Genomic DNA, 25746 nt, shown 5'->3' with positions numbered 1-25746 from the left:
GGCCGCCCCGGCCTCCAGACGCCTCCCAGTCGCCCCCAGTCGCCCATTCAGCCGTCCAGAAACCGACCCGAAGGCCTTCCGTCATGTCCGAGTCACCAGCGACTCCCGGTGCCAGCTACGCACGTGCGGGCGTCGACATCGAAGCGGGCGACCGCGCCGTCGAGCTGATGAAGGAGTGGGTGAAGAAGACCCGCCGCCCCGAGGTGCTGGGCGGCCTCGGCGGCTTCGCGGGCCTCTTCGACGCCTCCGCGCTCACCCGCTACGAGCGGCCCCTGCTGGCCTCCGCCACCGACGGCGTCGGTACCAAGGTCGACCTGGCCCGCCGGCTCGGCGTGTACGACACCATCGGGCACGACCTGGTGGCGATGGTCATGGACGACATCGTGGTGTGCGGGGCCGAGCCGCTGTTCATGACGGACTACATCTGCGTGGGCAAGCTGCACCCGGAGCGGGTCGCCGCCATCGTCAAGGGCATCGCCGAGGGCTGTGTGCTCGCCGGGTGCGCCCTGGTCGGCGGGGAGACGGCCGAGCACCCGGGGCTGCTCGGGCCCGACGACTTCGATGTGGCCGGCGCCGGCACGGGCGTCGTCGAGGCCGCGGAGCTGCTGGGGCCCGACCGGGTCCGCGCCGGCGATGTGATCGTCGCCATGGCGTCCTCCGGTCTTCACTCGAACGGGTACTCGCTCGTTCGGCATGTGCTGCTCGACGGGGCCGGCATGCCGCTGGACGGGACGGTGGCGGAACTCGGCAGGACCCTCGGGGAGGAGCTGCTGGAGCCGACGAAGATCTACTCGCTGGACTGTCTGGCACTGGCCCGGGAGACCGGGGTACACGCCTTCAGCCATGTCACCGGCGGCGGCCTCGCGGCCAATCTGGCCCGCGTCGTCCCCGAGGGGCTGCACGCCGTGGTGGACCGCGCCACCTGGGCGCCCGCCCCCGTCTTCGAGCTGGTCGGCAGGGTGGGCCGGGTCGAGCAGCTGGAGCTGGAGCGGACCCTGAACATGGGCGTCGGCATGTTCGCCGTGCTCCCGGAGGCCGCCGCCAACCCCGCCCTGACCCTCCTCGCCGAGCGGGGCGTCACGGCCTGGGTCGCCGGCGAGGTCGTCCCGCGCGAGGCCGGCCACGCGACCGGCGCCGCGCTGACGGGCGACTACGCGAGCTGAGGCGGGGCGGGAGACGTGGTGGGCGACGCCTGGCCCGAGGCCCCGGTTGGCTTCCGCCGCCCGGGTTGGCGGCACCGACCGGTCGGGCCCGGATGGGCCGATGCCGATGCCGATGCCGTCGCCCCCGGCCCCCTGGCCGAGGCAGCACTAAACCCGGCCCGGCGCTGTGGCCCGGACCGGGAGAGGTGCGGTGGCTACGAGTCCCTGGCGGAGGGCCCGCGACCGGACGGTGACGTGCGCTGCCCGGCAGTCAAGCGCCGCGGCGGCCTGACGAGGGACCGGAGTCTTCTTCCTCGTCGTCGTCATTGTCGTTGTAGAGATCCGCGTACTGTGCGTACGGGTCGTCGTCCTCATCGTCCTCGAACGGCTCGCCGTTCGGCGGCTGGCTCGAAGTCGATGCGCCCAGCTCGCTAGCCAGGCGTGCGAGGTCGGTCCCACCGCTGTTGTACTTCAGCTGACGGGCGACCTTCGTCTGCTTGGCCTTGGCCCGGCCGCGCCCCATGGCTCGACCCCCTCGGTGACGGGGCTCGACGGCCCCAGAGTCTTGACACGCGTTCATGATCTGGAACGGGCTCTCCGCAGAGAGACCCGGTCCGTAGGGCTTCAACCGTACCTGCTTCCGCGCCCGTACGGTACGTCGCCCACAGGACGTGCCCCTGTACGAAACCCGCAAGGCGCCCTGTCCTTGCTGGTCAACTCCAATTTTAGCCTCTTATGGGGTACGACCCGCCGACGGGGGTGAGTCATCTCTCCCGTCCGTCGCGAATCCGTCTCCCCCTCGCCTGCGTGCGGAGGACATATCGGGTCCGCCCCGCGCCCCCGGGGCACGGGGCGGACCCGAGAGGGGCAACGGTCCCCGGGGCTCAGTGGCGAGTGGCGGTGCGGGACGCGGCGTCGGCGATGCGCTGCTCCGCGAGGCGGTCGGCCGCCGCGGCGGGCGGAATGCCGTCAGCCTTCGCACGAGCGAATATATCGAGCGTGGTGTCGTAGATCCGTGCGGCCTTCGCCCGGCACCGTTCGAAGTCGAAGCCGTTGAGCTCTTCGGCCACCTGGATGACGCCGCCGGCGTTCACGACGTAGTCGGGCGCGTACAGGATCCCCCGGTCGGCGAGGTCCTTCTCGACGCCCGGATGGGCGAGCTGGTTGTTGGCCGCGCCGCACACCGCGCGCGCGGTGAGCACCGGCACGGTGTCGTCGTTCAGGGCGCTGCCCAGTGCGCAGGGGGCGTAGACGTCGAGGCCCGGGGTGCGGATCAGCTCGTCGGTGTCCCGCACGACCGTGACCTCGGGGTGCGCACCCGTCACCCGGCGCACCGACTCCTCGCGGACGTCCGTGACGACGACCCGCGCGCCGTCCTGGAGCAGGTGCTCCACGAGGTGGTGCCCGACCTTGCCGACGCCCGCGACGCCGACCGTGCGCCCGCGCAGCGACGGCTCGCCCCACAGGTGCTGCGCCGAGGCCCGCATGCCCTGGAACACGCCGAAGGCGGTCAGCACGGATGAGTCGCCCGCGCCGCCGTGCTCGGGCGACCGGCCGGTCGTCCAGCGGCACTCGCGCGCCACCACGTCCATGTCCGCGACATAGGTGCCCACGTCACAGGCCGTGACGTACCGGCCGCCCAGGGAGGCCACGAACCGGCCGTAGGCGAGCAGCAGCTCCTCCGTCTTGATCTGCTCCGGATCCCCGATGATCACCGCTTTGCCGCCGCCGTGGTCGAGCCCGGCCATGGCGTTCTTGTACGACATGCCGCGCGCGAGGTTCAGCGCGTCGGTGAAGGCCTCGTCCTCGGTGGCGTACGGGTAGAACCGGGTGCCGCCGAGGGCGGGGCCCAGTGCGGTCGAGTGGATGGCGATGATGGCCTTGAGGCCACTGGCACGGTCCTGGCAGAGGACGACCTGCTCGTGTCCCCCTTGGTCCGGATGCTGGTCAGAGCCGAACAGGGTGTGCAGGACGCCGTCGGTCGCGTCGGTCACTGTGGTGACTCCCGGGTGGTTGCGGCGGAGTGGGGAGGAGCCCTGGGGGTCCCCCGCTTGTGGCAGGGGAAGCGCTGCGGACGCCTGTTGAGCACGAGACTAGAGCCTCGGCGCACCCGGCGATCGTCCAGTGCCGGGGATCACCCTCTCGCGGAGTACGGGCATGGGACGATTTGCTGGGTTGTCGCAGAGCTTTCCAGCTCCGCCCGGCGTTTTGCAGGCTTCGACAGGGGAGGCAGCAGGAGTGCCCAAGGTGTCCTCGCTGATCGTGCCGTACGCGTCCTACCTGCGCGTGTACGAGCCGCTGGCCGCCTTCCCCGAGCCGGAGCGGACCCACTGGGCGCGCTATGCCGAGCGCCGGGACCGCCCCTCGTACCAGGACGAGCTGCGCCGCTCGCTCACCGACCTGCTGCCCACCCCGCCGGTGCCCGTGCCGGTGCACGAGAGCGACGACGCGTTCGTCACGGAGGTCGACGGGGTGCTCTGCGTCTGCCCGTGGCGCACCCGGCTGCGCGGCTGGCAGGCGCTGGACGCGCTGGACGGCCAGCTCGCCCCGCCGGTGCTCGACGCCGTGCTGCCGCCGGTGGTGCGCCGCCAGACGGCCGCCGACTACGAGCGCTGGCGCGCCCTCAACCCGGACGCGCGCCCCTGGATCCGCACGGCGACGTGGCACGTCCCGCTGAACTGGTTCGTGCTGGTCTCGGACGAGGAGCGGGTCTACGAGAAGCGGTCCGGGCAGACACCCCCGATGCTGCGCTACCGCACCCCGATGGTGCAGGCCCGGCGGCGGGTGGCGCGCGGGCTGCGCGCGCTCAAGGAGACACTGGACGAAGGGCCGCTCATCGAGGGGCTCTTCGACGTCGGCCGCTGGCTGGAGGAGTTCCACCCGCGCTCGCTGGTCGAACTGGACTACGGCGGCCTGGTGCACGCGCTCCCCGAGGAGCACCTGGCCGCCGACCACTCGGCCGCGGACGTCGCGGAGGGCATCGACGCGCTGCGCAAGGGCGACGGGGAGACGGCGGGTGAGGCGTACGCCCGTCTGGTGGAGCGCTGGCGGACGGTGCGGGACCGGCAGTCGGCGAACTGACGGGGGCCGGCGGTCGGCGTACGACGCGACCGCCAGCGGGCGAACCGGCTCGGGAGTTGGCTGCCCGGCCGTCTCAAGCGGGCCTGTCAGGGGTCTGTCGGGACGGCTGTCCGGGCGCTGATGAGCGGGGGTGTGAGGGACAGACGTGAGTATCCGGGCCTTTGTGTCAAGCGTGACGGACCGCACTTTCAGGGCTCTTGCGTCCATCGCCCCTCCTCGTGCCAAAATAGGACAAGGAGTCCGGGGAAGGCTCCCTCCATCCATCTATGGGTGGGATGCCCAGCATTGCACGCTTTGGGGGGCGCTGCTGTCTCTGGTGATCGCTCAGTGACTGATCGTCACAGTGGCGTGACTGTCCGCTATGGCCCGGTCCATCGGCTTCCGTCGCTGATGAACACCTGGGAGGGCAATTCCATCGGTTTGGCCGACGCGGCTGGACAGATGGTGTAGTTGTAGTGCCGAGGACAAGCCGTTCGTCCTATAACCGACTCGACTCGCGTCCGCCATTTCGGGCAACGCGGGTCAAGGTGCAGAATTTAGAGGAAAGAACCGAGAAGGTTCGGTTCTCCCGAGGAGGCCGCTCATGACCGCTCGCACCCCTGATGCCGAGCCGCTGCTGACCCCCGCTGAGGTTGCCACCATGTTCCGCGTCGACCCGAAGACGGTGACGCGCTGGGCGAAGGCAGGCAAGCTCACGTCGATCCGCACGCTCGGCGGGCACCGCCGCTACCGCGAGGCGGAGGTCCGCGCACTGCTCGCGGGCATCCCGCAGCAGCGCAGCGAGGCCTGAAAACCGCATAACCCGGGCATCTCACGGGTTCCCCCAACCCGAGGCAGGCCCGGACCTCAGCTCCACACGACGAGGGTCCTGCCCCAACAGGGCCCGTACCCGGGTACATGACAGGGTGCGTCGTCGGTCGCGCTGGACTCCGCCGGGTCCAGCGCGATCTTTTTGTGTCCGGCCGCGGTGGGGCGCACGGGCCGGGGGCGTGCGCCGGGGGCGGACGGGAGTGCGGCGGGGCGCGTTCGAGGCCGCGCGATCACATCGTGAGACGTGCGGGCGCATGCGCCGGAGTGGGGGTCTTGCGGGACGAGCGAAGGTGCTCGGCGGGTAGTGCAATTGCACATATTAAATTGACCAGTTGTAGGGCACGGGTAAGTGAGGCGGGCTCCGAAAAACCTTGGGTGACACCCGTCACAGTGCAGGATGCTTGTTGTTCGGGTGGCTCCTGCGCTAATGGGGCGCGCTGGGACGTTGTTCGGCGCATCGGGGTGTGTCGGGTGTGCGGGGGGTGTGCGGACCGGGGCCCGTACCAAGGATCGGGGTCCGGGCGCCGTAATGCAGCACGGCGCGCCGTCCGGCGCGCGAGGAGTGCGTCCGGTGGGGCGTGCCGGCGCGCGCGGCGCGCCGTCCGGGGATTGTGGCCGACGGGCGCCTGGCTGACGGCGCCTCAGGCCTCCGGGAAGCTCTCCTCGCCCGGCTGGAGCGCCTGCAGGACGGGGGTGGGCTCTTGGGCGCCGGGGGCCGTCCCGGGGGCCTGAGAGGGCTCCATGGCGAGGCGCTGGAGCTGGTGGCATATGGGGCAGCGGCGGGTCAGGTGGCGGTAGCCGGTCGCGGCTGACAGGTGGGCGCGCAGAAGAGCGCGCGTCTCGTGCCTCGCGGATGCCGGCATTCCCCACCTCCATGGCCGCTGGCAACGGGCAGCGGTCCCACATGTCTGAGTACCGACGGAATGTGAGGCGGTCAAGACGCACCGCGATGATCCTGTGGGCCTTGGCCGGGAGAACATGTGCATCCGGACAGCCGGGGCGGCCCGTCTTCCCGTCGTTGTAGGGCGATGAAATCAGGGGGTATTATCCGGTTTGCCGCCCCTGAATTGGCCTGGCATATGCCTGATGCCGGGTGACATGGTGCTGAGCGGGGTGCACATGTAGTAGGCCGAAATACTTTGGTTGCGCGGGGAGCGGAGTGCGCCGGGGGCGGCGGCATGGGGAGCACGGGAAAGCCCGCGAGCCGGGGTAGCCGCGGGCCGGGGGCATGAGAAAGCCCGCAACCACCGGGGCTGCGGGCTTGGGTGAGGTTGTTCGACTGTGCGGTCCTGACGGGATGTGCTGTGTTGGTTTGCGGCTCCGCCGCGGGCGCGGCCTCTGGTGGGTCGCGCAGGGGCATGAGAAAGCCCGCAACCACCGGGGCTGCGGGCTCGGATGAGATTCTTCCACTCTGCGGTCCTGACGGGATTTGAACCCGCGGCCTCCACCTTGACAGGGTGGCGAGCACTCCTAACTGCTCCACAGGACCTTGCTTCGCAGCACCGAAGCTGCGTTGGGCTGCGGAAAGAGACTGTACAGCAGTGCGGGACCCCAGGTCGAACCGGATCCTTCGGGGGGTCGCTCGTCGTCGCACGTCATGTGAGCGCGGCGTCGATCGCCTTGATGATGCGCTTGTCGGAGACCGGGTACGCCGTGCCCAGCGCGTGGGCGAAGTAGCTGACCCGCAGTTCCTCGATCATCCACCGGATGTCCCGCACCTCCTGCGGCACCGGGCGTCCCTTCGGGAGCTGCTCCAGCAGCCAGGCGTACTCGTCCTGCATCTCGTGGATCTTCGCCATCCGTGAGGTGTCCCGCTGGGCGTTCGCCGGCATCTGCGTCAGGCGCCGGTCGGCGGCGACCAGATAGCGCATCAGGTCCGGCAGCCTGGCCAGGCCCGTCGCCGTGACGAAGCCGGGCCCGACGAGCGCCGCGAGCTGGTCGCGCACGTCCGCCAGGTTGGCCGTCAGCGCCGGGCTGCGCATCGACTTCAGACGCCGTTCGCAGGACTGCCAGGCGGCAAGAACCTGCTGCACCTGGCCGACCGTGCGCACGGTGGTGTCGACGATGTCGGCGCGCACCTTGTCGTAGAGCTTGCGGTATGACTCCTCGTCCCAGACGGGGCCGCCCGCGTCCGCGATGAGCCGGTCGGCGGCGGCCGTGGCGCAGTCCTCGAAGAGGGCCTGCACGGAGCCGTGCGGGTTCGCCGACAGGGCGAGCTTCTGGGCGTTGGTCAGCCGGTCCGCGGCGAACTTCGCCGGGTTCACCGGGATGTTCCGCACGATCAGGCGGCGGGTGCCGCGGCGCATCGCCTCCTGCTGCTCCGCCTCGGTGTCGAAGAGCCGTACGGAGACGGTGCCGGCGGCACCGTCGTCCACGAGTGCCGGGTACGCCTTGACGGGCTGGCCGGCGCGCCTGGTCTCGAAGACCCGCGGCAGGGAGCCGATCGTCCAGTCCGTCAGGCCGCTGCGCTCGATCGCCTCGCCGCCGGTGCGCTCGGCGGTGGCCGCGGCGGCTCGGGAGAGCGCCTTGCGGGCCTTGGGGCGCAGCCGTAGCCGCAGCGCCTCCAGGTCCTTGTCCTCGGTGGCCCCGTCGCGATCGTCCAGCTTCCGGCGGCGCTCGTCGGTGATGCGGAACGTGATGCGGAGGTGGTCCGGGACCTTCGACCAGTCGAAGTCGTCCGCGCTCAGCGGGACGCCCACCATCCGCTGCAACTCCCTGGCGAGGGTGACCGTCAGCGGCTCCTGGCGGGGCTCGGCGCGCTCCAGGAACTTCCTGGCGTAGTCCGGTGCCGGTACGTAGTGCCTGCGGATCTGCTTGGGCAGGGAGCGGATCAGCTCGGTGACGACCTCTTCGCGCAGGCCCGGGATCTGCCAGTCGAAGCCCTCGTGGGTGACCTGGTTGAGCACCTGGAGGGGGATGTGCACGGTGACCCCGTCCGCGTCCGCGCCCGGCTCGAACTGGTAGGTCACCCGGAACCTCAGGCGGCCCTGCTGCCAGACGTCCGGGTAGTCGTCCTTGGTGACCCGGCCGGCCTTCTCGTTGATGAGCATCGAGCGCTCGAAGTCCAGCAGCTCGGCGGCCTCGCCGCCCTTGCGGAGCTGCTGCTTCCACCAGGCGTCGAAGTGCGCGCCGGAGACGACGTCCTCGGGCACCCGCTGGTCGTAGAAGTCGAAGAGCGCCTCGTCGTCGACGAGGATGTCCCTGCGGCGGGCGCGGTGCTCCAGGTCCTCGACCTCGGTGAGGAGCCTGCGGTTGGCGGCGAAGAACTTGTGGTGGGTGCGCCAGTCGCCCTCCACCAGCGCGTGCCGGATGAACAGCTCCCTGGAGAGCTCCGGGTCGATCCGGCCGTAGTTCACCTTGCGGTGCGCCACGATGGGGACGCCGTACAGGGTGACCTTCTCGTACGCCATCACGGCCGCCTGGTCCTTCTCCCAGTGCGGCTCGGAGTACGTCCGTTTGACGAGGTGCTGGGCCAGTGGTTCGACCCACTCGGGCTCGATACGGGCGTTGACGCGGGCCCACAGCCGGGAGGTCTCGACCAGCTCCGCCGACATCACGAACCGGGGCGGCTTCCTGAACAGCGCGGAGCCCGGGAAGATGGCGAACTTGGCGTTCCGGGCGCCCAGGTACTCGTTCCGCTGGGAGCGCCTGGCGCCGTCGGACCCCCGCCTGGCGGCGTCCGCCGCCTTGCCGTCCTGGGTGTCCTTCATGCCGATGTGGGAGAGCAGGCCGGCCAGCAGCGAGACGTGGATCTGCTGGTCGGGGGCGTCGTCCTCGTTGACGTGGATGCCCATCTGCTTCGCGACCGTGCGCAGCTGCGTGTAGATGTCCTGCCACTCGCGCACCCGCAGGAAGTTCAGGTACTCGGCCTTGCACATCCTGCGGAACGAGGAGGAACCGCGCTCCTTCTGCTGCTCGCGCAGGTACCGCCAGAGATTGAGGTACGCCAGGAAGTCGCTGCTCTCGTCCTTGAAGCGGGCGTGCTGCTGGTCGGCCTGGGCCTGCTTGTCGGACGGGCGCTCGCGGGGGTCCTGGATCGACAGCGCGGCGGCGATCACCATGACCTCCCGGACGCAGCCGTTCCGCTCGGCCTCGACGACCATGCGGGCGAGCCGCGGGTCCACCGGGAGCTGGGCCAGCTTGCGGCCCATGGGGGTGAGGCGCTTACGGACGTCCTTCTGCTCGGGGTCGAGCGCGCCGAGCTCTTGGAGGAGCTGGATGCCGTCGCGGATGTTGCGGTGGTCCGGCGGGTCGATGAAGGGGAACTTCTCGATGTCGCCGAGGCCGGCCGCGGTCATCTGGAGGATCACGGAGGCCAGGTTGGTGCGGAGGATCTCCGCGTCCGTGAACTCGGGGCGGGAGAGGAAGTCGTCCTCGGAGTACAGGCGGATGCAGATGCCGTCCGAGGTGCGGCCGCAGCGGCCCTTGCGCTGGTTGGCGCTGGCCTGGCTGATCGCCTCGATGGGCAGCCGCTGCACCTTGGTGCGGTGGCTGTAGCGGGAGATGCGGGCCGTGCCGGGGTCGATGACGTACTTGATGCCGGGGACCGTCAGGGACGTTTCGGCGACGTTGGTGGCGAGGACGATCCGGCGGCCCGTGTGGCCCTGGAAGACGCGGTGCTGCTCGGTGTGTGACAGGCGCGCGTAGAGCGGCAGGATCTCCGTGAATCTGTACTTCTTCTTCTCCAGGGCCTCCGCGGTGTCGCGGATCTCACGTTCACCGGAGAGGAAGACCAGGATGTCCCCCTGGCCCTCGGCCATCAGCTCCTCGACGGCGTCGGTGATCGCGGTGATCTGGTCGCGGTCGGGATCCGCGGCGGTGCCTTCCGCGGCTTCTTCGAGGAGCGGCCTGTAGCGGACCTCCACCGGGTAGGTGCGGCCGCTGACCTCCACGATCGGGGCGTCGCCGAAGTGCCGGGAGAAGCGCTCCGGGTCGATCGTCGCCGAGGTGATCACCAGCTTGAGGTCCGGGCGCCTCGGCAGCAGCTGGGCCAGGTAGCCGAGCAGGAAGTCGATGTTCAGGGAACGCTCGTGGGCCTCGTCGATGATGATCGTGTCGTAGGCGCGCAGCTCGCGGTCGGTCTGGATCTCGGCGAGCAGGATGCCGTCGGTCATCAGCTTGACGAACGTGGCGTCCTGGTCGACCTGGTCGGTGAAGCGGACCTTCCAGCCGACGGCCTGGCCCAGGGGGGTGGACAGCTCCTCGGCCACGCGCTCGGCGACCGTGCGGGCCGCGATCCTGCGGGGCTGGGTGTGGCCGATCATGCCGCGTACGCCACGGCCCAGCTCCAGGCAGATCTTCGGGATCTGGGTGGTCTTTCCGGAGCCGGTCTCGCCCGCGACGATCACCACCTGGTGGTCGCGGATCGCCGCCAGGATCTCGTCCCTCTTCTGGCTGACCGGGAGCTGCTCGGGGTACGTGACGGCGGGCAGGCGGGCCGCGCGCGCGGCGAGGCGGGCCTCGGCCCGCTCGATCTCGGCCGCTATCTCGGCGAGTACGGCGGACCTGGCCTCGGGCTTACGGATCCTGCGTGCGCCTTCCAGCCTGCGGCCCAGGTGGTGGGCGTCGCGGAGGGAGAGCTGGGGGAGGCGGGGGGCGAGGGTGCCGAAGGCCGGGGGCTCGGGTGTGGGGCCAGGGTGCGTGGACATACGGGCTCCAGGATCTCACCTCCGGGAAATACGTGGCGAACGGTTTTGGGGGGTGGGGGTTCGGGGGGCTCGGGACTGGTGGGGCGGGCTGGGGATCGGGGGTGGGATGGGCGCCATGCGTGTGCGGGTTTCGTTGTGGCCGGGGCGCCTTCTGTTTCGTTGTGGGGCGGGGCCGCGGGGGGATCTCCTCCCCCACTGCCTTAAAGGCGTGGGAGGTGCCCCCACGGTCCGGCGCCCTCCGCCCACTGGAGGGTTCTCTGGTCGTGGCGCCGGCCTCCCCCACTGCCTTAAAGGCCTGGGAGGTACCCCCAGGGCAGACATCCCCCCACGTCCCCTCACGCTCGTACGCGACCGCGGCCCGGTGGGGCTCGGCCTCCTGCTTCCCACTACCGCTGTGGGCAGTCGTTCCGCAGGGCTGGGGGCACCTCCCAAGCCCTTGAGGCGTGGGCACAAGCCCACGGCGTACGGCGCCCGTACGGTGCCGGCCCGCACCGCCAGGGCAGGCGGGGAAGGGGGAGGAGCCGCCTCCGCCCCGGCCGGCGGCTTGCGGTGGCGTGCGCTCGGGCAGGCGCCGTTAGGTATAAGCGCCGTATAAAAGTTGAGTCCGCTCGACTCAGGTCTGTTGACTCACCCTTCTCGGTGAGGCATCCTTGAGTCCGATCCGCTCAATAAAGCTGGAGGAATCGAAATGGCACGTGCGGTCGGCATCGACCTGGGCACGACTAACTCCGTCGTCAGCGTTCTGGAGGGCGGTGAGCCCACCGTCATCACCAACGCCGAGGGCGCCAGGACCACGCCGTCCGTCGTCGCCTTCGCCAAGAACGGCGAGGTGCTCGTCGGCGAGGTCGCGAAGCGTCAGGCGGTCACCAACGTCGATAGGACGGTTCGGTCGGTCAAGCGCCACATGGGCACCGGCTGGAAGATCGACATCGACGACAAGGGCTTCAACCCCCAGCAGATCTCCGCCTTCATTCTGCAGAAGCTGAAGCGGGACGCGGAGGCCTACCTGGGCGAGAAGGTCACGGACGCCGTGATCACCGTCCCCGCGTACTTCAACGACTCCGAGCGCCAGGCCACCAAGGAGGCCGGCGAGATCGCGGGCCTGAACGTCCTGCGCATCGTCAACGAGCCCACGGCCGCCGCCCTGGCCTACGGCCTCGACAAGGACGACCAGACCATCCTGGTCTTCGACCTCGGTGGCGGTACCTTCGACGTCTCGCTGCTGGAGATCGGCGACGGCGTCGTCGAGGTGAAGGCCACCAACGGTGACAACCACCTGGGTGGTGACGACTGGGACCAGCGCATCGTCGACTACCTGGTCAAGCAGTTCTCGAACGGCCACGGCGTCGACCTGTCCAAGGACAAGATGGCGCTGCAGCGGCTCCGTGAGGCCGCGGAGAAGGCGAAGATCGAGCTGTCCTCGTCCACCGAGACGACCATCAACCTGCCGTACATCACGGCCTCCGCCGAGGGCCCGCTGCACCTGGACGAGCGCCTGACCCGCGCGCAGTTCCAGCAGCTCACGTCCGACCTCCTGGAGCGCTGCAAGACGCCGTTCCACAACGTCATCAAGGACGCGGGCATCCAGCTCGGCGAGATCGACCACGTCGTCCTGGTGGGTGGCTCCACCCGTATGCCGGCCGTCGCCGAGCTCGTCAAGGAGCTGACCGGCGGCAAGGAGGCCAACAAGGGCGTGAACCCGGACGAGGTCGTCGCCATCGGCGCCTCGCTCCAGGCCGGCGTCCTCAAGGGCGAGGTCAAGGACGTCCTGCTGCTCGACGTCACCCCGCTGTCCCTGGGTATCGAGACCAAGGGCGGCATCATGACGAAGCTGATCGAGCGGAACACCACGATCCCGACCAAGCGCTCGGAGATCTTCACCACCGCCGAGGACAACCAGCCGTCGGTGCAGATCCAGGTCTACCAGGGCGAGCGCGAGATCGCCGCGTACAACAAGAAGCTCGGCATGTTCGAGCTGACGGGCCTGCCGCCGGCGCCGCGCGGCGTGCCGCAGATCGAGGTCTCCTTCGACATCGACGCGAACGGCATCATGCACGTCACCGCGAAGGACCTCGGCACCGGCAAGGAGCAGAAGATGACCGTCACCGGCGGCTCCTCGCTGCCGAAGGACGAGGTCGACCGGATGCGCGAGGAGGCCGAGCGGTACGCGGAGGAGGACCACAAGCGCCGCGAGGCCGCCGAGACCCGTAACCAGGGCGAGCAGCTCGTGTACCAGACGGAGAAGTTCCTCAAGGACAACGAGGACAAGGTCCCCGGCGAGATCAAGACCGAGGTCGAGACCGCCGTCGGTGACCTCAAGGAGAAGCTGAAGGGCGACGACACGGCCGAGATCCGCACGGCCACCGAGAAGGTCGCCGCGGTCTCCCAGAAGCTGGGCCAGGCGATGTACGCCGACGCCCAGGCGGCCGGCGAGGGCGCGGGTGCCGCGGGTGGTGCCGGTGCCGGGCAGGCGAAGTCCGGTGATGGCGCTGACGCCGACGACGTCGTCGACGCCGAGATCGTCGACGAGGAGCGGAAGGACGGTGCCGCGTGACGGAGGAGACCCCGGGCTTCGACGAGCAGCACGAGCCCGCCGACGTCTCCTCCGGCGCCACCCCTGACGACGCCGAGCAGAAGGCCGCCGAGTCCTCCCAGGAGGGCGCGGCGGCCCCGGCCGGGGACGAGACGGCGGGGCTGCGGGCCCAGCTCGACCAGGTGCGCAGCGCGCTCGGCGAGCGCACCGGCGACCTCCAGAGGCTGCAGGCCGAGTTCCAGAACTACCGCCGCCGGGTCGAGCGGGACCGGGTGGCCGTCAAGGAGATCGCGATCGCGAACCTCCTGACGGAGCTGCTCCCGGTGCTGGACGACATCGGCCGCGCGCGGGAGCACGGCGAGCTGGTCGGCGGCTTCAAGTCGGTGGCCGAGTCGCTGGAGACGGTCGCCGCCAAGATGGGCCTCCAGCAGTTCGGCAAGGAGGGCGAGCCCTTCGACCCGACGGTCCACGAGGCCCTGATGCACAGTTACGCGCCGGACGTCACCGAGACCACGTGCGTGGCGATTCTGCAGCCTGGGTATCGGTTCGGCGAGCGCACCATCCGCCCCGCGCGGGTGGCGGTGGCCGAGCCCCAGCCCGGCGCGCAGAACGTCAAGCAGGAGAAGTCCGGCAAGCCGGGCAGGAGCGAGACGTCCGGTGAGCCGGGAGAGGCCTCGGCGGACGGCTCCACGGAAGGTTCGGAGGGGCAGAACGCCGACAGTAGGGACAGCGGTGGCCCGGACGAGGGCTGACATCGCCTACCGGCACACTGCTGCGCATCGGGCAGCAGACGAGAGGAAGGAGGGACGCCGGGGATGAGCACCAAGGACTTCATTGAGAAGGACTACTACAAGGTCCTCGGCGTCCCCAAGGACGCCACCGAAGCAGAGATCAAGAAGGCGTACCGCAAGCTCGCCCGGGAGAACCACCCGGACGCCAACAAGGGCAACGCCAGGGCGGAGGAGCGCTTCAAGGAGATCTCCGAGGCCAATGACGTGCTCGGCGACCCGAAGAAGCGCAAGGAGTACGACGAGGCCCGCACCCTGTTCGGGAACGGCGGCTTCCGCCCCGGCCCCGGCGGGACCGGCGGCAACTTCAACTTCGACCTGGGCGACCTCTTCGGCGGTGGCCCGGGCGGTGGCGCCGGCGGCTTCGGCGGCGGCCTGGGCGACGTCTTCGGCGGGCTCTTCAACCGCGGCGGCACCGGCACCGCGGGCGGCAGGGTGCAGCCCCGGCGCGGCCAGGACGTCGAGTCCGAGGTCACCCTGAGCTTCACGGAGGCCATCAACGGCGCGACGGTCCCGCTCAGGATGTCGTCCCAGGCCCCCTGCAAGGCCTGCTCCGGCACCGGCGACAAGAACGGCACACCGCGCGTCTGCCCGACCTGTGTCGGCACCGGCCAGGTCTCCCGCGGCGGCGGTGGCGGCTTCTCGCTCACCGACCCGTGCGTGGACTGCAAGGGCCGCGGCCTCATCGCCGAGGACCCCTGCGACGTCTGCAAGGGCTCGGGCCGCGCGAAGTCGTCGCGGACGATGCAGGTCCGCATCCCGGCGGGCGTCCTGGACGGGCAGCGGATCCGGCTGCGCGGCAAGGGCACGCCGGGCGAGCGGGGCGGCCCCGCCGGCGACCTGTACGTCGTGGTGCACGTCGACGCCCACCCGGTCTTCGGCCGCAGGGGCGACAACCTCACCGTCACCGTCCCGGTCACCTTCTCGGAGGCGGCGCTGGGCGGCGAGGTGAAGGTCCCCACCCTGGGCGGTCCCCCGGTCACCCTGAAGCTTCCCGAAGGCACCCCCAACGGGCGTACGATGCGCGCCCGCGGCAAGGGCGCGGTCCGCAAGGACGGCACCCGCGGCGACCTGCTCGTCACGGTGGAGGTCGTGGTACCGAAGGATGTGACAGGCAAGGCGCGGGACGCGCTGGAGGCGTATCGCAAGGCCACCGCGGGAGAGGATCCGCGGGCGGAGCTTTTCCAGGCCGCGAAGGGAGCTTGACGCATGGACGGCCGTCGCCGAAACCCGTACGAGCTGACCGAAGAGACGCCGGTGTACGTCATCTCGGTGGCGGCCCAGCTCAGTGGGCTGCACCCGCAGACCCTGCGGCAGTACGACCGCCTCGGGCTGGTGTCGCCGGACCGCACCGCGGGCCGCGGCCGCCGGTACTCGGCCCGTGACATCGAGTTGCTCCGCCAGGTGCAGCAGCTGTCGCAGGACGAGGGCATCAACCTCGCCGGCATCAAGCGGATCATCGAACTGGAGAACCAGGTCGCCGCTCTCCAGGCGCGCGTCGCGGAGCTTCAGGACGCGCTCGACGGTGCGGCGGCGGCCATGCGGCAGCGGGAGGCGGCGGTGCACGCCTCGTACCGGCGGGACCTCGTGCCGTACCAGGAGGTCCAGCAGACCAGTGCGCTGGTCGTGTGGCGGCCGAAGAAGTCCGAGTAGCGCCGGTGCCGGGGCGCGGTCGTCCGGATCACCACGCCGGTGGCCCGGGCGACCGGGCCGCCTCCTCCGGGGGCCGGGTGCGCCGTTCGCCGTGGCGGGTCGCGCCGTTCCCCGCGCCCCTCGGTGGGCGCCCTGGCCGTCGGGGTGCAGGGATGCGCCCCTCCGGGGGCGCGGGGAACGGCCTCAACCGTGCGGCGTGCCGCTCTTGATGTCCGCCAGGAGCGCGGCCAGTCCGTGCGGCGTGGCGATGAGCACAGTCCGCGGAGCGTCGCTTTCGCGAAGGCGTATCGTTCCGTCAGGGGCGACGGCGACATTCAGGCACTCGCCCTGGGGGCCACTGCTGAACGTCGACTTCTGCCAATGGAGTTCGGGCATCTGAGCCTTCCTACAACGTGTAGAGCAGGTGTTGGATAAGAGCGAGCGAATCCTTCACCGAATGCGCCTCGGGCGCGGACGATACGTTGATAGGAGCAAGGGCGTTCTCGGTTAGCAAGTCGAACAACGCGCTGTACCGTTCGAGATGGAAACTCTCGCCGAGGTACTGGTAGCCGATGGGCTGCTCCAGAGCCACGGTGCTCAGCCGGGGATTGCTGGGGATGATGTGCAGGAAATTCCCGCTGATGGCGGCGTACGCCTGGGCGCTGAACGGATAGACCTGGATCGTCACGTTGGGCAACTTGGAGAGCTCGACCAGCCGCAGCAGTTGCTCCCGCACCACTTGGGCGCCGCCGAAGCGTATCCGCAGCGCCGCCTCGTGGATGACGGCCCGTACCCGCGGCGGATTCTCGCCGGTGAGAATCCGCTGCCGTTCCATACGGAACCGCAAAGGCGCCTCGAAATTGTCGAAACCAAGGCCCGGGCTGTTGAAAATGGCCCGGGCGTACCCGGCGGTCTGGAAGAGTCCGGGAATGAAGAGCGACTGGTGCATTCGCACTTCCACAGCGTTCGCCTCCAGTTCGGCGAGGCTGAGGGCGTCCGTCACCATGGACCGCTTGTACGCGCTCCACCAGCCCTTACCCGAAGCTTCCGACATGGCCACCAGCGCATCCACGTAGGCCTTATCTGTGCATCCGTAAAGGTCGCAGAGGGCCCTGAGCCGCTCGGTCAGGATCGTCGTCTTCGCGGTTTCGATCTGGCTGAGCTGGGCGCGGCCCATCCCGATCCGTTCTGAGGCCTCGGCGGCGCTCAACCCGGCCTGTTCACGTAGATGTTTCAGCTCGAAACCAAGACGTCGCTGACGCTCGCTGATGGTGCTGCGCAATCCCACGGGGTACTCCTTGTCCGTCGATCAGAGTTTTCCCGGGGGTGGGGGAGTTCGTCCACCGATCCGTGTGAATGGCGTGCACAAAATAAACGCCGCCGGATGCGCGTCGGTGCGCCGAAGAAATCCGCCCCCGGGCGCGGGCGGCGGGACGGGCGCCGCTCCGTGCGGGGCGCCACCCTGCCACGTCGCCGTTTCCGCTTCAGCACGACGGGCCGGGGCACTGAAGGTGTGCACGGCAGTGGAGGCGTGCCCTCCCGCGGCGCACATCTCGTTGACTCCCGCGGCACAACCGGAACACCGCCCTCCCGCCTCCGCCGCATTGCCCGGGCACTTCGCCCGTTGCCACTGCATCCGGCGTCCCCGCGTCCGCGGCTCCGTGTCCCGTGTGCGTGCGTGCCCGTCTGTGTGTCCCGTGTCCCGTGTGCGTGCCCCGTACCCGTGCCCCGTGCCCGTGGCTAGACGTCCTGCTCCAGGATCCCCGACTGCCCGATGCGGTAGCCGAGCTGGGCGCGGCTGCTGGTGCCGAGGATGCCGGCGAGTTTGGCGATGTGCACGCGCACCGTGCGGACGTTCATCGCCAGGCGCAGGGCGATCTTGTCGTCCGTGAGGCCCTCGATCAGCAGTGCGGCGATGGCGCGCTGCCGGGCGGTGACGCCCCCCACGGCGGGTGTCCGCGGGGCGGTGCTCGGCCACATGGGGGTGGCGAGGTCCCATAACCGGTCGAAGGTGGTGGCCAGGTAGGTGACCAGCGCCGGGTGGCGGACCACCAGGGCGGCGCTGCGGTCGGAGTTGGCCGGCACGAAGGCCACCCGGCGGTCGAAGATCACCAGGCGCTCCGTGACCTCGTTCAGGGTGCGCACCTGCACGTCGCCGTGCAGTTGCTCGTAGTGGGCGAGGACTTCGGGCGAGTGCCGGGAGGTGTGCTGGTAGAGGGCGCGCATCCGGGCGCCGCGGTCCAGCAGCGCCTGCTCGCCGGGCCGCACCCGGCTCAGCAGGGTGGGCGGGCGCCGGCCACCGGGCTGCACGGTGAGGGCCTCCTCGGACGACTCGTACGTGGCCTGCCTGATGGCCGCGTTGATCGGCTGGAGGCCCCGCAGCACGGTGATCGCGGCCTGGTCCTGCACCAGGGCCTGCTCGGCGGCGATCGCCATGAGCGGCTGGAACGCCTCGGCGAGCGCCATCTCGCTGCGCCGCCGGCGCTCGATGTCGGCCTCGAAGGTGTGCAGCAGCCGGGGCAGCGCGAGTGAGGGGGCGGTGGGGCGCAGCCAGCGCATGCCCTCGCCGTCCGGGTAGAGCAGGCCCAGCTCGACGGCGCAGGGGGCGGTGCCGGCGTCCGCCAGGGGCACGCGGCCCTCCCGGAGGGCGCGTGTGTACAGGTCCATACCCGCCGCGCACACCGGCTCGCCGGGAGTGTGCGGATGGCTCTGCTCGGTCACGGACCGCTCTCCTGCCGGGACGTGCACGGGCCGGTCACCGGCCCGCGGAGGGCCGCCTCTCCGGTCCTCGTGGGCCGCTGGTCGTCATGGCCGGCCGTGGGCCACCGGCGGTCGTGAACGGCAGCGGGGCGCCCGCCGTCGCGGCCGGGCGGGGGTCACTGGTCGTTCTCCAGGATCCCCGATCGTGCGATGAGGTAGCCGAGCTGTGCTCTGCTGCCGCTGCCGAGGGCGGCGGCGAGCTTCGCTATGTGCGCCCGGCACGTGCGTACGTTCATGCCGAGACGCCGGGCGATGGCCTCGTCGACATGCCCCTCGACGAGGAGCTTGGCGATCGTCCGCTGGACGCCGGTGATGCCGTCCGGCGTGGGATCGTACGGCACTTCCTCCAGCAGGGGGACGCCGCGTCGCCACAGTTGCTCGAAGACCTTGATCAGGTAGCTGACGAGGCCGGGGTGGCGGAGCTCCAGCGCGAAGTCGGGCTGGTCGCCCGCGGGGATGAAGGCCACGGTGTCGTCGCAGATGATCAGGCGCTCTATGAGCTCCTCCAGGGTGCGTATCTGCACCCGGCCGTCGGCCATCTGGTCGACGTAGGCCAGCGTGCCCTGGCTGTGCCGGACGGTGTGCTGGTAGAGGGTGCGGATACGGACGCCGCGGGCCGTCAACGGGCGGTCGCGCTCCAAGGCCTGATTCAGTATGTGCTCACTGCGCCGGCCGCCCGGCTGGACCGTCAGCATCTCCGTTCTGCACTCGGCCGTGGCCAGGTTCAGAGCTGCGTTGATGCGGTCCAGGCCCTCCAGGACGGTGATCGAGTGGGTGGGCGCGGGGGTCTGGGCGCTCAGAGCCATGAAAGGCTCGAATGATTCGGTCAGTTCGATGGACAGCCGGCGCTTGTCCAGGATCTCCCGTTCCAGGGGGTGGAGCCGTTGGGCGAGGGCCACGGAGGGCGGCACGGGGCGCAGCCAGTTCGGATCGTCCGGATCCGGGTGCAGCAGGGCGAAGTCGAGGAGGCAGGGTGCCGCCTCCACCTCCGCCCGGGCGATGCGACCGGCGCTGAGTGCGCTCGCGTAGAGCTGCGCCCCCTCGTCGCACAGTTCGGCCAGCGAGTGGGGATGTGTCGGCTTTGTGGAAGTAATAGGCATTTCTCCACCCCCCAGGGTCCTGAACGTGCAAGAACATGATGCATCGCTCCTGTGGCATTGACGTGCCTGAATGAGCCATCGTCTTGTTGCACCGGGGGAGATGACTTCACCAAGTGAGGACGAAGCCGACTATGTACACGAGATTGCTTCGCGGGGTACTTGCGACCGCTTTCTCCACGGTCGTGGCTTTTGGGGCACTCAGTGTCGTGGGTGATTCCCAGGCCAAGGCTCCGGCGCGCCAGGTCGGCGCCGGTTCGGTACAGGCGGCTCCTGCTGACAGCGGCTGGGGTCTCCACGTTCTCCCCGCCGACAGCGGCTGGGGTGCCACGCCCGCGGACAGTGGGTGGGGCAACGTTGTCCGGGCGCTCCCCGCGGACAGCGGCTGGGGCATGCGCGTCGAGACGACCCCGGCCGACAGCGGCTGGGGTGTCGCACCCGCGGACAGCGGCTGGGGCAGCACGGACGCCGTGGCCTACGACAGCGGCTGGGGCAACTCCACCGGTTCGGTGAACGCATGACCACCCCTCCCGACGATCGTTCCTTCCGGCGCGAGATGGCCACCGCCTACCGCTCCGGGTGGCACTTCATCGACCTCGTCACGGCGATCCCGCATCCCGGCGACTCGCTGATGGTCACGCTGTTCGGTGAGCCGGTCGTCGTGGCCCGGGACGGGGACGACGACATCCGGGCCTACCGGTGCCTGCGCCGCCCGCGCGGCGCGCCCCGGCCCGTGCGGTGTGCCGTGCGGTACGGAATGATCTTCGTCAACCTCGACCAGCGCGACACCCATGGGGTGGAGCACGAAGTAACCGGAGCGACACAGACTATTTCCGCCACCCCCCGCAGTGCCTGACGCGATTCCCCCGTCGTTGTAGATCGCGCAGGCACTTCCCCCCCGCAGCGGCGTCACCGTGGACCTGAGACACGGTGGCGCCGCTGCAGTTTTCAGTACTCCCGGTGGCCCCGCCTCGCGGTGGGCGGCACACCGGAAGGGGCGCGGGGAACCGTGCGGGCAGCCCCCACCGGCCGGTGGTCCGGAGGCGACAGGAACTGCCCCTCCGGCACGGTGGCGACCTGGCGGTTCCGTCGTGGCCGGGCACGCGGTTCCCCGCGCCCCTGAGGTGGGCCGGGGCGCCGCCCCCGCCGCCAGGTCCGCCCGCCGGGTCGGCTAGCAGTTGCCGAGGGCCGCCGTGAGGGCGATCTCGATGACGACGCGCCGTGGGTTCGGGCGCGGCGCGCGCCCGTACCGCTCCTCGTACCGCCGCTCCGCGTCCGCGATCAGCCCCGGCTCCGTACGGACCACAGCCAGCCCCTCCAGCGTGGCCCACAGCCGCCCCTGGAACTGGCACACCGCGACCGGTGCGCCACCGCGCCCGCCGGCCCCGGAACCGTCGCCACCGCGCCCGCGGGGACCGGACCCGCCGGCACCGGGCCCGCCCGCACCGGCGGCGTCCCCACCGGAGGCGCCCCCACCGGCGGCGCCCGTACCGCCCCGCGCGCCGTCCACGCGCGCCGCCGCCGCGCGCACATGCCGCACCTTCGCGCTCGTCCCGGAGGCGATCACCCGGGCGAGCCCCGCCTCGGGGTCGTACGTCGCCCCGACCGGCACCACATGGGGCGTGCCGTCCGGGCGGAGGGTCGTCAGGGTGCACAGATGACGTTCGCGCCAGAAGGCGAGGTACGACGCGGAGGGGGCACACGGGTCGTGCCGGTGGGAGGCCATGGCCCGGAACCTATCCACAGATGTGCACGGTTCGGCGGCCGCCCCCTCCCGTCCCGTCCTTGAGTGGAATAGACTCAACTTTGTGTACGCTATGCGAGTCAGAATGATGGCCGGGGGTGGCCCGGACCCGGGGGCCCGCGGACGGCAGAGCGACAAGAGCGAGCCAGACGAGACAGCCGAGCCAGAAGCGAGGAAGGAACAGCAGACGTGGACGCCGAGCTGACGAACAGAAGCCGGGACGCGATCAGTGCGGCCACCCAGCGCGCCGTCACCGACGGGCACCCGGACCTGACTCCCGTACATCTGCTGCTGGCCCTCCTGGAGGGCCAGGACAACGAGAACGTCACCGATCTGCTCGCCGCCGTGGAGGCGGACCGGGCGGCGGTGCGGGCCGCCACCGAGCGCGCCCTCGCCACGCTGCCCAGCGTCACGGGCTCCACCGTCGCACCCCCGCAGCCGAACCGCGAGATGCTGGCCGTGCTCGCCGACGCCGCGGAGCGCGCGAAGGAACTGGGCGACGACTACCTGTCGACCGAGCACCTGCTGATCGGCATCGCCGCCAAGGGCGGCCAGGCGGGCGAGGTGCTGCGGCAGCACGGCGGCAGCGCGGAGAAGCTGCTGGACGCGTTCCAGAGGAACAGGGGAGGACGCCGGGTGACCACACCGGACCCGGAGGGCCAGTACAAGGCCCTGGAGAAGTTCGGCACCGACTTCACGGCCGCGGCCCGGGAGGGCAAGCTCGATCCGGTCATCGGCCGCGACCAGGAGATCCGCCGCGTGGTGCAGGTCCTGTCGCGCCGCACCAAGAACAACCCGGTGCTCATCGGCGAGCCCGGCGTCGGCAAGACCGCCGTCGTCGAGGGCCTCGCCCAGCGCATCGTCAAGGGCGACGTTCCGGAGTCGCTCAAGGACAAGCGGCTGGTCGCGCTGGACCTGGGCGCGATGGTCGCGGGCGCCAAGTACCGCGGTGAGTTCGAGGAGCGCCTGAAGGCGGTGCTCGCCGAGATCAAGGACAGTGACGGCCGTATCATCACCTTCATCGACGAGCTGCACACGGTCGTCGGCGCGGGAGCCGGCGGCGACTCCGCCATGGACGCGGGGAACATGCTCAAGCCGATGCTCGCCCGCGGCGAGCTGCGCATGGTCGGCGCCACCACCCTGGACGAGTACCGGGAGCGCATCGAGAAGGACGCCGCCCTGGAGCGCCGCTTCCAGCAGGTGCTGGTCGCCGAGCCGACCGTCGCCGACACCATCGCCATCCTGCGCGGCCTCAAGGGCCGCTACGAGGCGCACCACAAGGTGCAGATCGCGGACAGCGCCCTGGTCGCCTCCGCCACCCTCTCCGACCGGTACATCACCTCCCGTTTCCTGCCGGACAAGGCCATCGACCTGGTCGACGAGGCCGCGTCCCGGCTCCGTATGGAGATCGACTCCTCGCCCGTCGAGATCGACGAGCTGCAGCGCGGCGTGGACCGGCTGCGCATGGAGGAGATGGCCATCGGCAAGGACACGGACGAGGCCAGCAGGGAGCGCCTTGAGCGGCTGCGCCGCGACCTCGCCGACAAGGAGGAGGAGCTGCGGCACCTGACCGCCCGCTGGGAGAAGGAGAAGCAGTCCCTGAACCGCGTCGGTGAGCTCAAGGAGAAGCTCGACGAGCTGCGCGGCCAGGCGGAGCGCGCCCAGCGCGACGGCGACTTCGACACCGCGTCCAAGCTGCTGTACGGCGAGATCCCCGCCCTGGAGCGCGACCTGGAGGCCGCCTCGGAGGCCGAGGAGGAGGCGGCTTCTCTCGGGAAACACGACACCATGGTCAAGGAGGAGGTCGGCCCGGACGACATCGCGGACGTGGTCGCCTCCTGGACCGGTATCCCCGCGGGGCGCCTCCTGGAGGGCGAGACGCAGAAGCTGCTGCGCATGGAGGAGGAGATCGGCAAGCGGCTGATCGGCCAGAGCGAGGCCGTGCGGGCCGTCTCCGACGCGGTGCGCCGCACCCGCGCCGGCATCGCCGACCCCGACCGGCCCACCGGCTCGTTCCTCTTCCTGGGCCCCACCGGCGTCGGCAAGACCGAGCTGGCCAAGGCGCTCGCGGACTTCCTCTTCGACGACGAGCGGGCGATGGTCCGCATCGACATGAGCGAGTACAGCGAGAAGCACAGCGTCGCCCGCCTGGTCGGCGCGCCGCCCGGGTACGTCGGCTACGAGGAGGGCGGCCAGCTCACCGAGGCGGTGCGCAGGCGGCCGTACTCGGTCATCCTGCTGGATGAGGTCGAGAAGGCCCATGCGGAGGTCTTCGACATCCTCCTCCAGGTGCTGGACGACGGCCGGCTCACCGACGGCCAGGGCCGGACGGTCGACTTCCGCAACACCATCCTGGTGCTCACCTCCAACCTGGGCAGCCAGTTCCTGGTGGACCCGGTGCTCGGGGAGGAGGAGAAGAAGCAGCAGGTCCTTGAGGTGGTCCGGGCCTCGTTCAAGCCCGAGTTCATCAACCGGCTCGACGAGCTGGTGGTCTTCTCGGCGCTGGACAAGGACGAGCTGAGCAGGATCGCCCAGCTCCAGATCGACCGCCTCGCGGCGCGCCTCGCCGAGCGGCGGCTCACTCTGGAGGTCACCCCCCAGGCCCTGGTCTGGCTCGCCGACGAGGGCAACGACCCGGCGTACGGTGCGCGCCCGCTGCGCCGCCTGGTGCAGACCGCCATCGGCGATCGGCTCGCCAAGGCGATCCTGTCCGGTGAGGTGAAGGACGGGGACACGGTCCGGGTCGATGCGTTCGGGGACGGGCTCATCGTGGGGCCCGCATATGCGAAGGACGACGTGACGAGCCTGAAGAAGGAGCTGTAGGCGCCGGTGGTGCCGGGTGCCGGGTGCCGGGTGCCGGGTGCCGGTGTCGGTGTCGGTGTCGGGGCCGGGCCGCGTGGTGTCGGGCCGCCCCGGCCTGCCTCTCGGCTCCCCCGGCCTCTCGGCTCCCCCGGCCTCTCGGCTCCCCCGGCCTCCGGCCGGTTCGGTCGCCTTCGGCCACCCCGTCCTGGGGGTGCCTCTGCCGTTTCGGGACCACACTGTCGGCGGGTGGTTGCCCGCGCCGTTCCCCGCGCCCCTTTCCGGGCCGCCGTCCACCGGACGGCGGCCCGGGGGTGTGCTGAAAGCTGAAAGCGGAGCTGTTCCAGGGGCGGGGGTTGCGGGCACCCGGCGCGTATGGGGGAGGATGGCGGAACCTACGAAGGGAAAATCACGGTGAGCATCGACCCGTCCTCGATTCCGAACTTCGGGGACAAGCCCGAGCCTGAGCCCCAGGGACCGGCGGGCCCCGTCATCCCCGACCAGGACCTGGTGAAACAGCTGCTCGACCAGATGGAGCTGAAGTACGTCGTCGACGAGGAGGGTGACCTCGCGGCGCCGTGGGAGCAGTTCCGCACGTACTTCATGTTCCGCGGCGAGGGCGAGCAGCAGGTCTTCTCGGTCCGGACGTTCTATGACCGCCCGCACAAGATCGACGACAAGCCCCAGCTCCTGGAGGCCGTCGACGACTGGAACCGCCGCACCCTGTGGCCCAAGGTCTACAGCCACACCCACGACGACGGCACGGTCCGCTTCATCGGCGAGGCCCAGATGCTGATCGGCACGGGCGTCAGCCTGGAGCACTTCGTGTCGTCCACGGTGAGCTGGGTGCGGGCCGCGATCGAGTTCGACCGCTGGTTCGTCGAGGAGTTCGGCCTGGAGAAGGACATCGACTCCGCGTCGGGCGACGAGGAGTCGGAGTAGCGCCCCTGTGGGGCGCGGGGAGCCGGTGGGGTCGCGGCCGGCCGTCCGCCGGCCTGCGGCCGGGCTCGCTGCTTGGCCCCCGCCGGGCCTGGCCGTCGGTTCGCCCTGGCCGGGCTTGCCTGTCGGTTTGCCATCGCCGGGCTTGCTGTCGGTTTGCCCTGGCCGGGCCCGCCTGTCGGCCTCGCCCTCGCCGGGCTCGCAGGGCTTGTCCGTCAGCCCGTCCTCGCCGGGCTTGGTCGGCGGCCTGCGGCCGGCCTCTCGTTCGTCGGTCCTTGGCCGGATCCCTGTGTATCGGACCTGGCCGGATGCGGCAGAGGCTGCACCGTGGGGCCGGTGGCGGTCTGCGGGTTTCGTCGTGGCCGTTCGCGCAGTTCCCCGCGCCCCTGAGGGGTTTCCGGGGCGTTCTCCGCGCCCCGTGAGGGGTTCCGGGGTGTTCTCCGCGCCCCGTGAGGGGTTCCGGGGTGTTCTCCGTGCCCGTGAGGGTTTCCGGGGTGTTCCGCGTGCCGCTGAGGTTCCGGGCGTGCCCCGCGCCCCTGGAGGTCTCCGGGCTCTCCCCGCTCCGTCCCCGGGCTCCCGCCCCTTCCCGGGTGTCCTGGGCCGTGGCGGCGCCCGTGTGCCCTTGGTGCACCATGACCAAAAGCCCACCTAGGCACGGGCGGCGCTCTGTCACATGCTGAGAGCGCCGGAGAAGCGTGGGCCAGTGGTGTGATCTGAGGGTGGTGACTTGGTGGCCGGGTCCGACGGGGCAGAGACGGACTCCAGCTCGTCGG

The 25746-nt window shown here is 70.6% G+C and carries 20 protein-coding genes and 1 tRNA gene; 11 read left to right on the top strand and 10 right to left on the bottom strand.

The window, feature by feature from the left end; translation table 11 throughout:
• The first annotated feature begins 83 nt into the window (after positions 1–83).
• On the top strand, positions 84–1163 hold the full coding sequence (gene purM / locus ACSMXW_RS16390) for a phosphoribosylformylglycinamidine cyclo-ligase (protein ID WP_485807261.1): 1080 nt from the start codon (positions 84–86) through the stop codon (positions 1161–1163).
• Between the two features lie 250 nt (positions 1164–1413).
• On the opposite strand, the gene ACSMXW_RS16385 is transcribed toward purM, so the two are convergent.
• Both ACSMXW_RS16385 and ACSMXW_RS16380 read right to left on the bottom strand, forming a co-directional pair.
• Positions 1414–1665, bottom strand: a complete 252-nt coding sequence (locus ACSMXW_RS16385) for a DUF3073 domain-containing protein (RefSeq protein ID WP_485807260.1) — start codon at positions 1663–1665, stop codon at positions 1414–1416.
• 361 nt (positions 1666–2026) lie between these two features.
• Positions 2027–3136 carry a Leu/Phe/Val dehydrogenase gene (locus ACSMXW_RS16380; RefSeq protein WP_485807258.1) on the bottom strand — a complete coding sequence of 370 codons (1110 nt, stop codon included), beginning with the start codon at positions 3134–3136 and terminating at the stop codon, positions 2027–2029.
• A 244-nt stretch (positions 3137–3380) separates the two neighbouring features.
• Here ACSMXW_RS16380 and ACSMXW_RS16375 point away from each other — a divergent pair, with 244 nt between their 5' ends.
• Positions 3381–4223, top strand: coding sequence for a DUF8083 family protein (locus ACSMXW_RS16375; RefSeq protein ID WP_485807256.1), 843 nt, complete (start codon positions 3381–3383; stop codon positions 4221–4223).
• A 583-nt stretch (positions 4224–4806) separates the two neighbouring features.
• Positions 4807–5013, top strand: a complete 207-nt coding sequence (gene bldC, locus ACSMXW_RS16370) for a developmental transcriptional regulator BldC (RefSeq protein WP_003949541.1) — start codon at positions 4807–4809, stop codon at positions 5011–5013.
• Between the two features lie 661 nt (positions 5014–5674).
• Here bldC and ACSMXW_RS16365 read toward each other — a convergent pair.
• From ACSMXW_RS16365 to hrpA, 3 genes are all read right to left on the bottom strand, one after another.
• Complete coding sequence (locus ACSMXW_RS16365) at positions 5675–5896, bottom strand: DUF6274 family protein (protein WP_485807254.1); 222 nt, start codon at positions 5894–5896, stop codon at positions 5675–5677.
• Between the two features lie 551 nt (positions 5897–6447).
• Positions 6448–6522, bottom strand: a tRNA-Asp gene (locus ACSMXW_RS16360).
• A gap of 106 nt (positions 6523–6628) precedes the next feature.
• Entirely contained in the window at positions 6629–10681 is a 4053-nt protein-coding gene (gene hrpA, locus ACSMXW_RS16355) for an ATP-dependent RNA helicase HrpA (RefSeq protein ID WP_485807252.1), read from the bottom strand.
• A 688-nt stretch (positions 10682–11369) separates the two neighbouring features.
• On the opposite strand from hrpA, the gene dnaK reads away from it, so the two are divergent.
• The 4 genes from dnaK (at position 11370) to ACSMXW_RS16335 (ending at position 15655) form a co-directional block, all read left to right on the top strand.
• On the top strand, positions 11370–13235 hold the full coding sequence (gene dnaK, locus ACSMXW_RS16350; protein ID WP_485807250.1) for a molecular chaperone DnaK: 1866 nt from the start codon (positions 11370–11372) through the stop codon (positions 13233–13235).
• The gene (grpE, locus tag ACSMXW_RS16345) at positions 13232–13966 is read left to right on the top strand and encodes a nucleotide exchange factor GrpE (protein WP_485807249.1); all 735 of its coding nucleotides are present in this window, start codon (positions 13232–13234) and stop codon (positions 13964–13966) included. The genes dnaK and grpE overlap by 4 nt, the downstream gene beginning before the upstream one ends.
• Before the next feature lie 63 nt (positions 13967–14029).
• Entirely contained in the window at positions 14030–15208 is a 1179-nt protein-coding gene (gene dnaJ / locus ACSMXW_RS16340) for a molecular chaperone DnaJ (RefSeq protein ID WP_485807247.1), read from the top strand.
• Between the two features lie 3 nt (positions 15209–15211).
• On the top strand, positions 15212–15655 hold the full coding sequence (locus ACSMXW_RS16335) for a heat shock protein transcriptional repressor HspR (protein ID WP_485807245.1): 444 nt from the start codon (positions 15212–15214) through the stop codon (positions 15653–15655).
• Positions 15656–15838: 183 nt separating this feature from the next.
• Here ACSMXW_RS16335 and ACSMXW_RS16330 read toward each other — a convergent pair whose 3' ends face one another.
• The 4 genes from ACSMXW_RS16330 to ACSMXW_RS16315 form a co-directional block, all read right to left on the bottom strand.
• Positions 15839–16030 carry a DUF397 domain-containing protein gene (locus ACSMXW_RS16330; protein ID WP_485807243.1) on the bottom strand — a complete coding sequence of 64 codons (192 nt, stop codon included), beginning with the start codon at positions 16028–16030 and terminating at the stop codon, positions 15839–15841.
• Positions 16031–16040: 10 nt separating this feature from the next.
• Entirely contained in the window at positions 16041–16922 is an 882-nt protein-coding gene (locus ACSMXW_RS16325) for a helix-turn-helix domain-containing protein (RefSeq protein WP_485807241.1), read from the bottom strand.
• A 452-nt stretch (positions 16923–17374) separates the two neighbouring features.
• Positions 17375–18355 (bottom strand): helix-turn-helix transcriptional regulator, encoded by a 981-nt coding sequence (locus ACSMXW_RS16320; RefSeq protein ID WP_485807240.1) that lies wholly within the window; start codon positions 18353–18355, stop codon positions 17375–17377.
• Positions 18356–18510: 155 nt separating this feature from the next.
• Complete coding sequence (locus tag ACSMXW_RS16315; RefSeq protein WP_485807238.1) at positions 18511–19494, bottom strand: helix-turn-helix transcriptional regulator; 984 nt, start codon at positions 19492–19494, stop codon at positions 18511–18513.
• 206 nt (positions 19495–19700) lie between these two features.
• Between ACSMXW_RS16315 and ACSMXW_RS16310 the strand changes: the two genes are divergently transcribed.
• Together ACSMXW_RS16310 and ACSMXW_RS16305 are read left to right on the top strand one after the other, a co-directional pair.
• Positions 19701–20012, top strand: a complete 312-nt coding sequence (locus tag ACSMXW_RS16310) for a hypothetical protein (protein WP_485807237.1) — start codon at positions 19701–19703, stop codon at positions 20010–20012.
• The gene (locus tag ACSMXW_RS16305) at positions 20009–20347 is read left to right on the top strand and encodes a hypothetical protein (protein WP_485807235.1); all 339 of its coding nucleotides are present in this window, start codon (positions 20009–20011) and stop codon (positions 20345–20347) included. The genes ACSMXW_RS16310 and ACSMXW_RS16305 overlap by 4 nt, the downstream gene beginning before the upstream one ends.
• 315 nt (positions 20348–20662) lie before the next feature.
• Here ACSMXW_RS16305 and ACSMXW_RS16300 read toward each other — a convergent pair whose 3' ends face one another.
• The gene (locus tag ACSMXW_RS16300) at positions 20663–21217 is read right to left on the bottom strand and encodes a pyridoxamine 5'-phosphate oxidase family protein (RefSeq protein WP_485807233.1); all 555 of its coding nucleotides are present in this window, start codon (positions 21215–21217) and stop codon (positions 20663–20665) included.
• A 207-nt stretch (positions 21218–21424) separates the two neighbouring features.
• On the opposite strand from ACSMXW_RS16300, the gene clpB reads away from it, so the two are divergent.
• Both clpB and ACSMXW_RS16290 read left to right on the top strand, forming a co-directional pair.
• Entirely contained in the window at positions 21425–24058 is a 2634-nt protein-coding gene (clpB, locus tag ACSMXW_RS16295) for an ATP-dependent chaperone ClpB (RefSeq protein ID WP_485807231.1), read from the top strand.
• Between the two features lie 390 nt (positions 24059–24448).
• Positions 24449–24976 (top strand): type III secretion system chaperone family protein, encoded by a 528-nt coding sequence (locus ACSMXW_RS16290; protein WP_485807229.1) that lies wholly within the window; start codon positions 24449–24451, stop codon positions 24974–24976.
• Positions 24977–25746 lie beyond the last annotated feature (770 nt).

The organism is Streptomyces sp. DSM 116793, from assembly GCF_057320905.1.
The sequence above is the reverse complement of the archived record's forward strand: the minus strand, read 5'-3'. Positions and strand labels throughout refer to the sequence as shown.

Coding starts and splice junctions, on each gene's coding strand:
- ACSMXW_RS16365 (WP_485807254.1), bottom strand. CDS start 5,896: ATGCCGGCATCCGCGAGGCACGAGACGCGCGCTCTTCTGCGCGCCCAC.
- ACSMXW_RS16385 (WP_485807260.1), bottom strand. CDS start 1,665: ATGGGGCGCGGCCGGGCCAAGGCCAAGCAGACGAAGGTCGCCCGTCAG.
- ACSMXW_RS16315 (WP_485807238.1), bottom strand. CDS start 19,494: ATGCCTATTACTTCCACAAAGCCGACACATCCCCACTCGCTGGCCGAA.
- ACSMXW_RS16305 (WP_485807235.1), top strand. CDS start 20,009: ATGACCACCCCTCCCGACGATCGTTCCTTCCGGCGCGAGATGGCCACC.
- purM (WP_485807261.1), top strand. CDS start 84: ATGTCCGAGTCACCAGCGACTCCCGGTGCCAGCTACGCACGTGCGGGC.
- dnaJ (WP_485807247.1), top strand. CDS start 14,030: ATGAGCACCAAGGACTTCATTGAGAAGGACTACTACAAGGTCCTCGGC.
- ACSMXW_RS16335 (WP_485807245.1), top strand. CDS start 15,212: ATGGACGGCCGTCGCCGAAACCCGTACGAGCTGACCGAAGAGACGCCG.
- ACSMXW_RS16300 (WP_485807233.1), bottom strand. CDS start 21,217: ATGGCCTCCCACCGGCACGACCCGTGTGCCCCCTCCGCGTCGTACCTC.
- bldC (WP_003949541.1), top strand. CDS start 4,807: ATGACCGCTCGCACCCCTGATGCCGAGCCGCTGCTGACCCCCGCTGAG.
- ACSMXW_RS16330 (WP_485807243.1), bottom strand. CDS start 16,030: ATGCCCGAACTCCATTGGCAGAAGTCGACGTTCAGCAGTGGCCCCCAG.
- hrpA (WP_485807252.1), bottom strand. CDS start 10,681: ATGTCCACGCACCCTGGCCCCACACCCGAGCCCCCGGCCTTCGGCACC.
- dnaK (WP_485807250.1), top strand. CDS start 11,370: ATGGCACGTGCGGTCGGCATCGACCTGGGCACGACTAACTCCGTCGTC.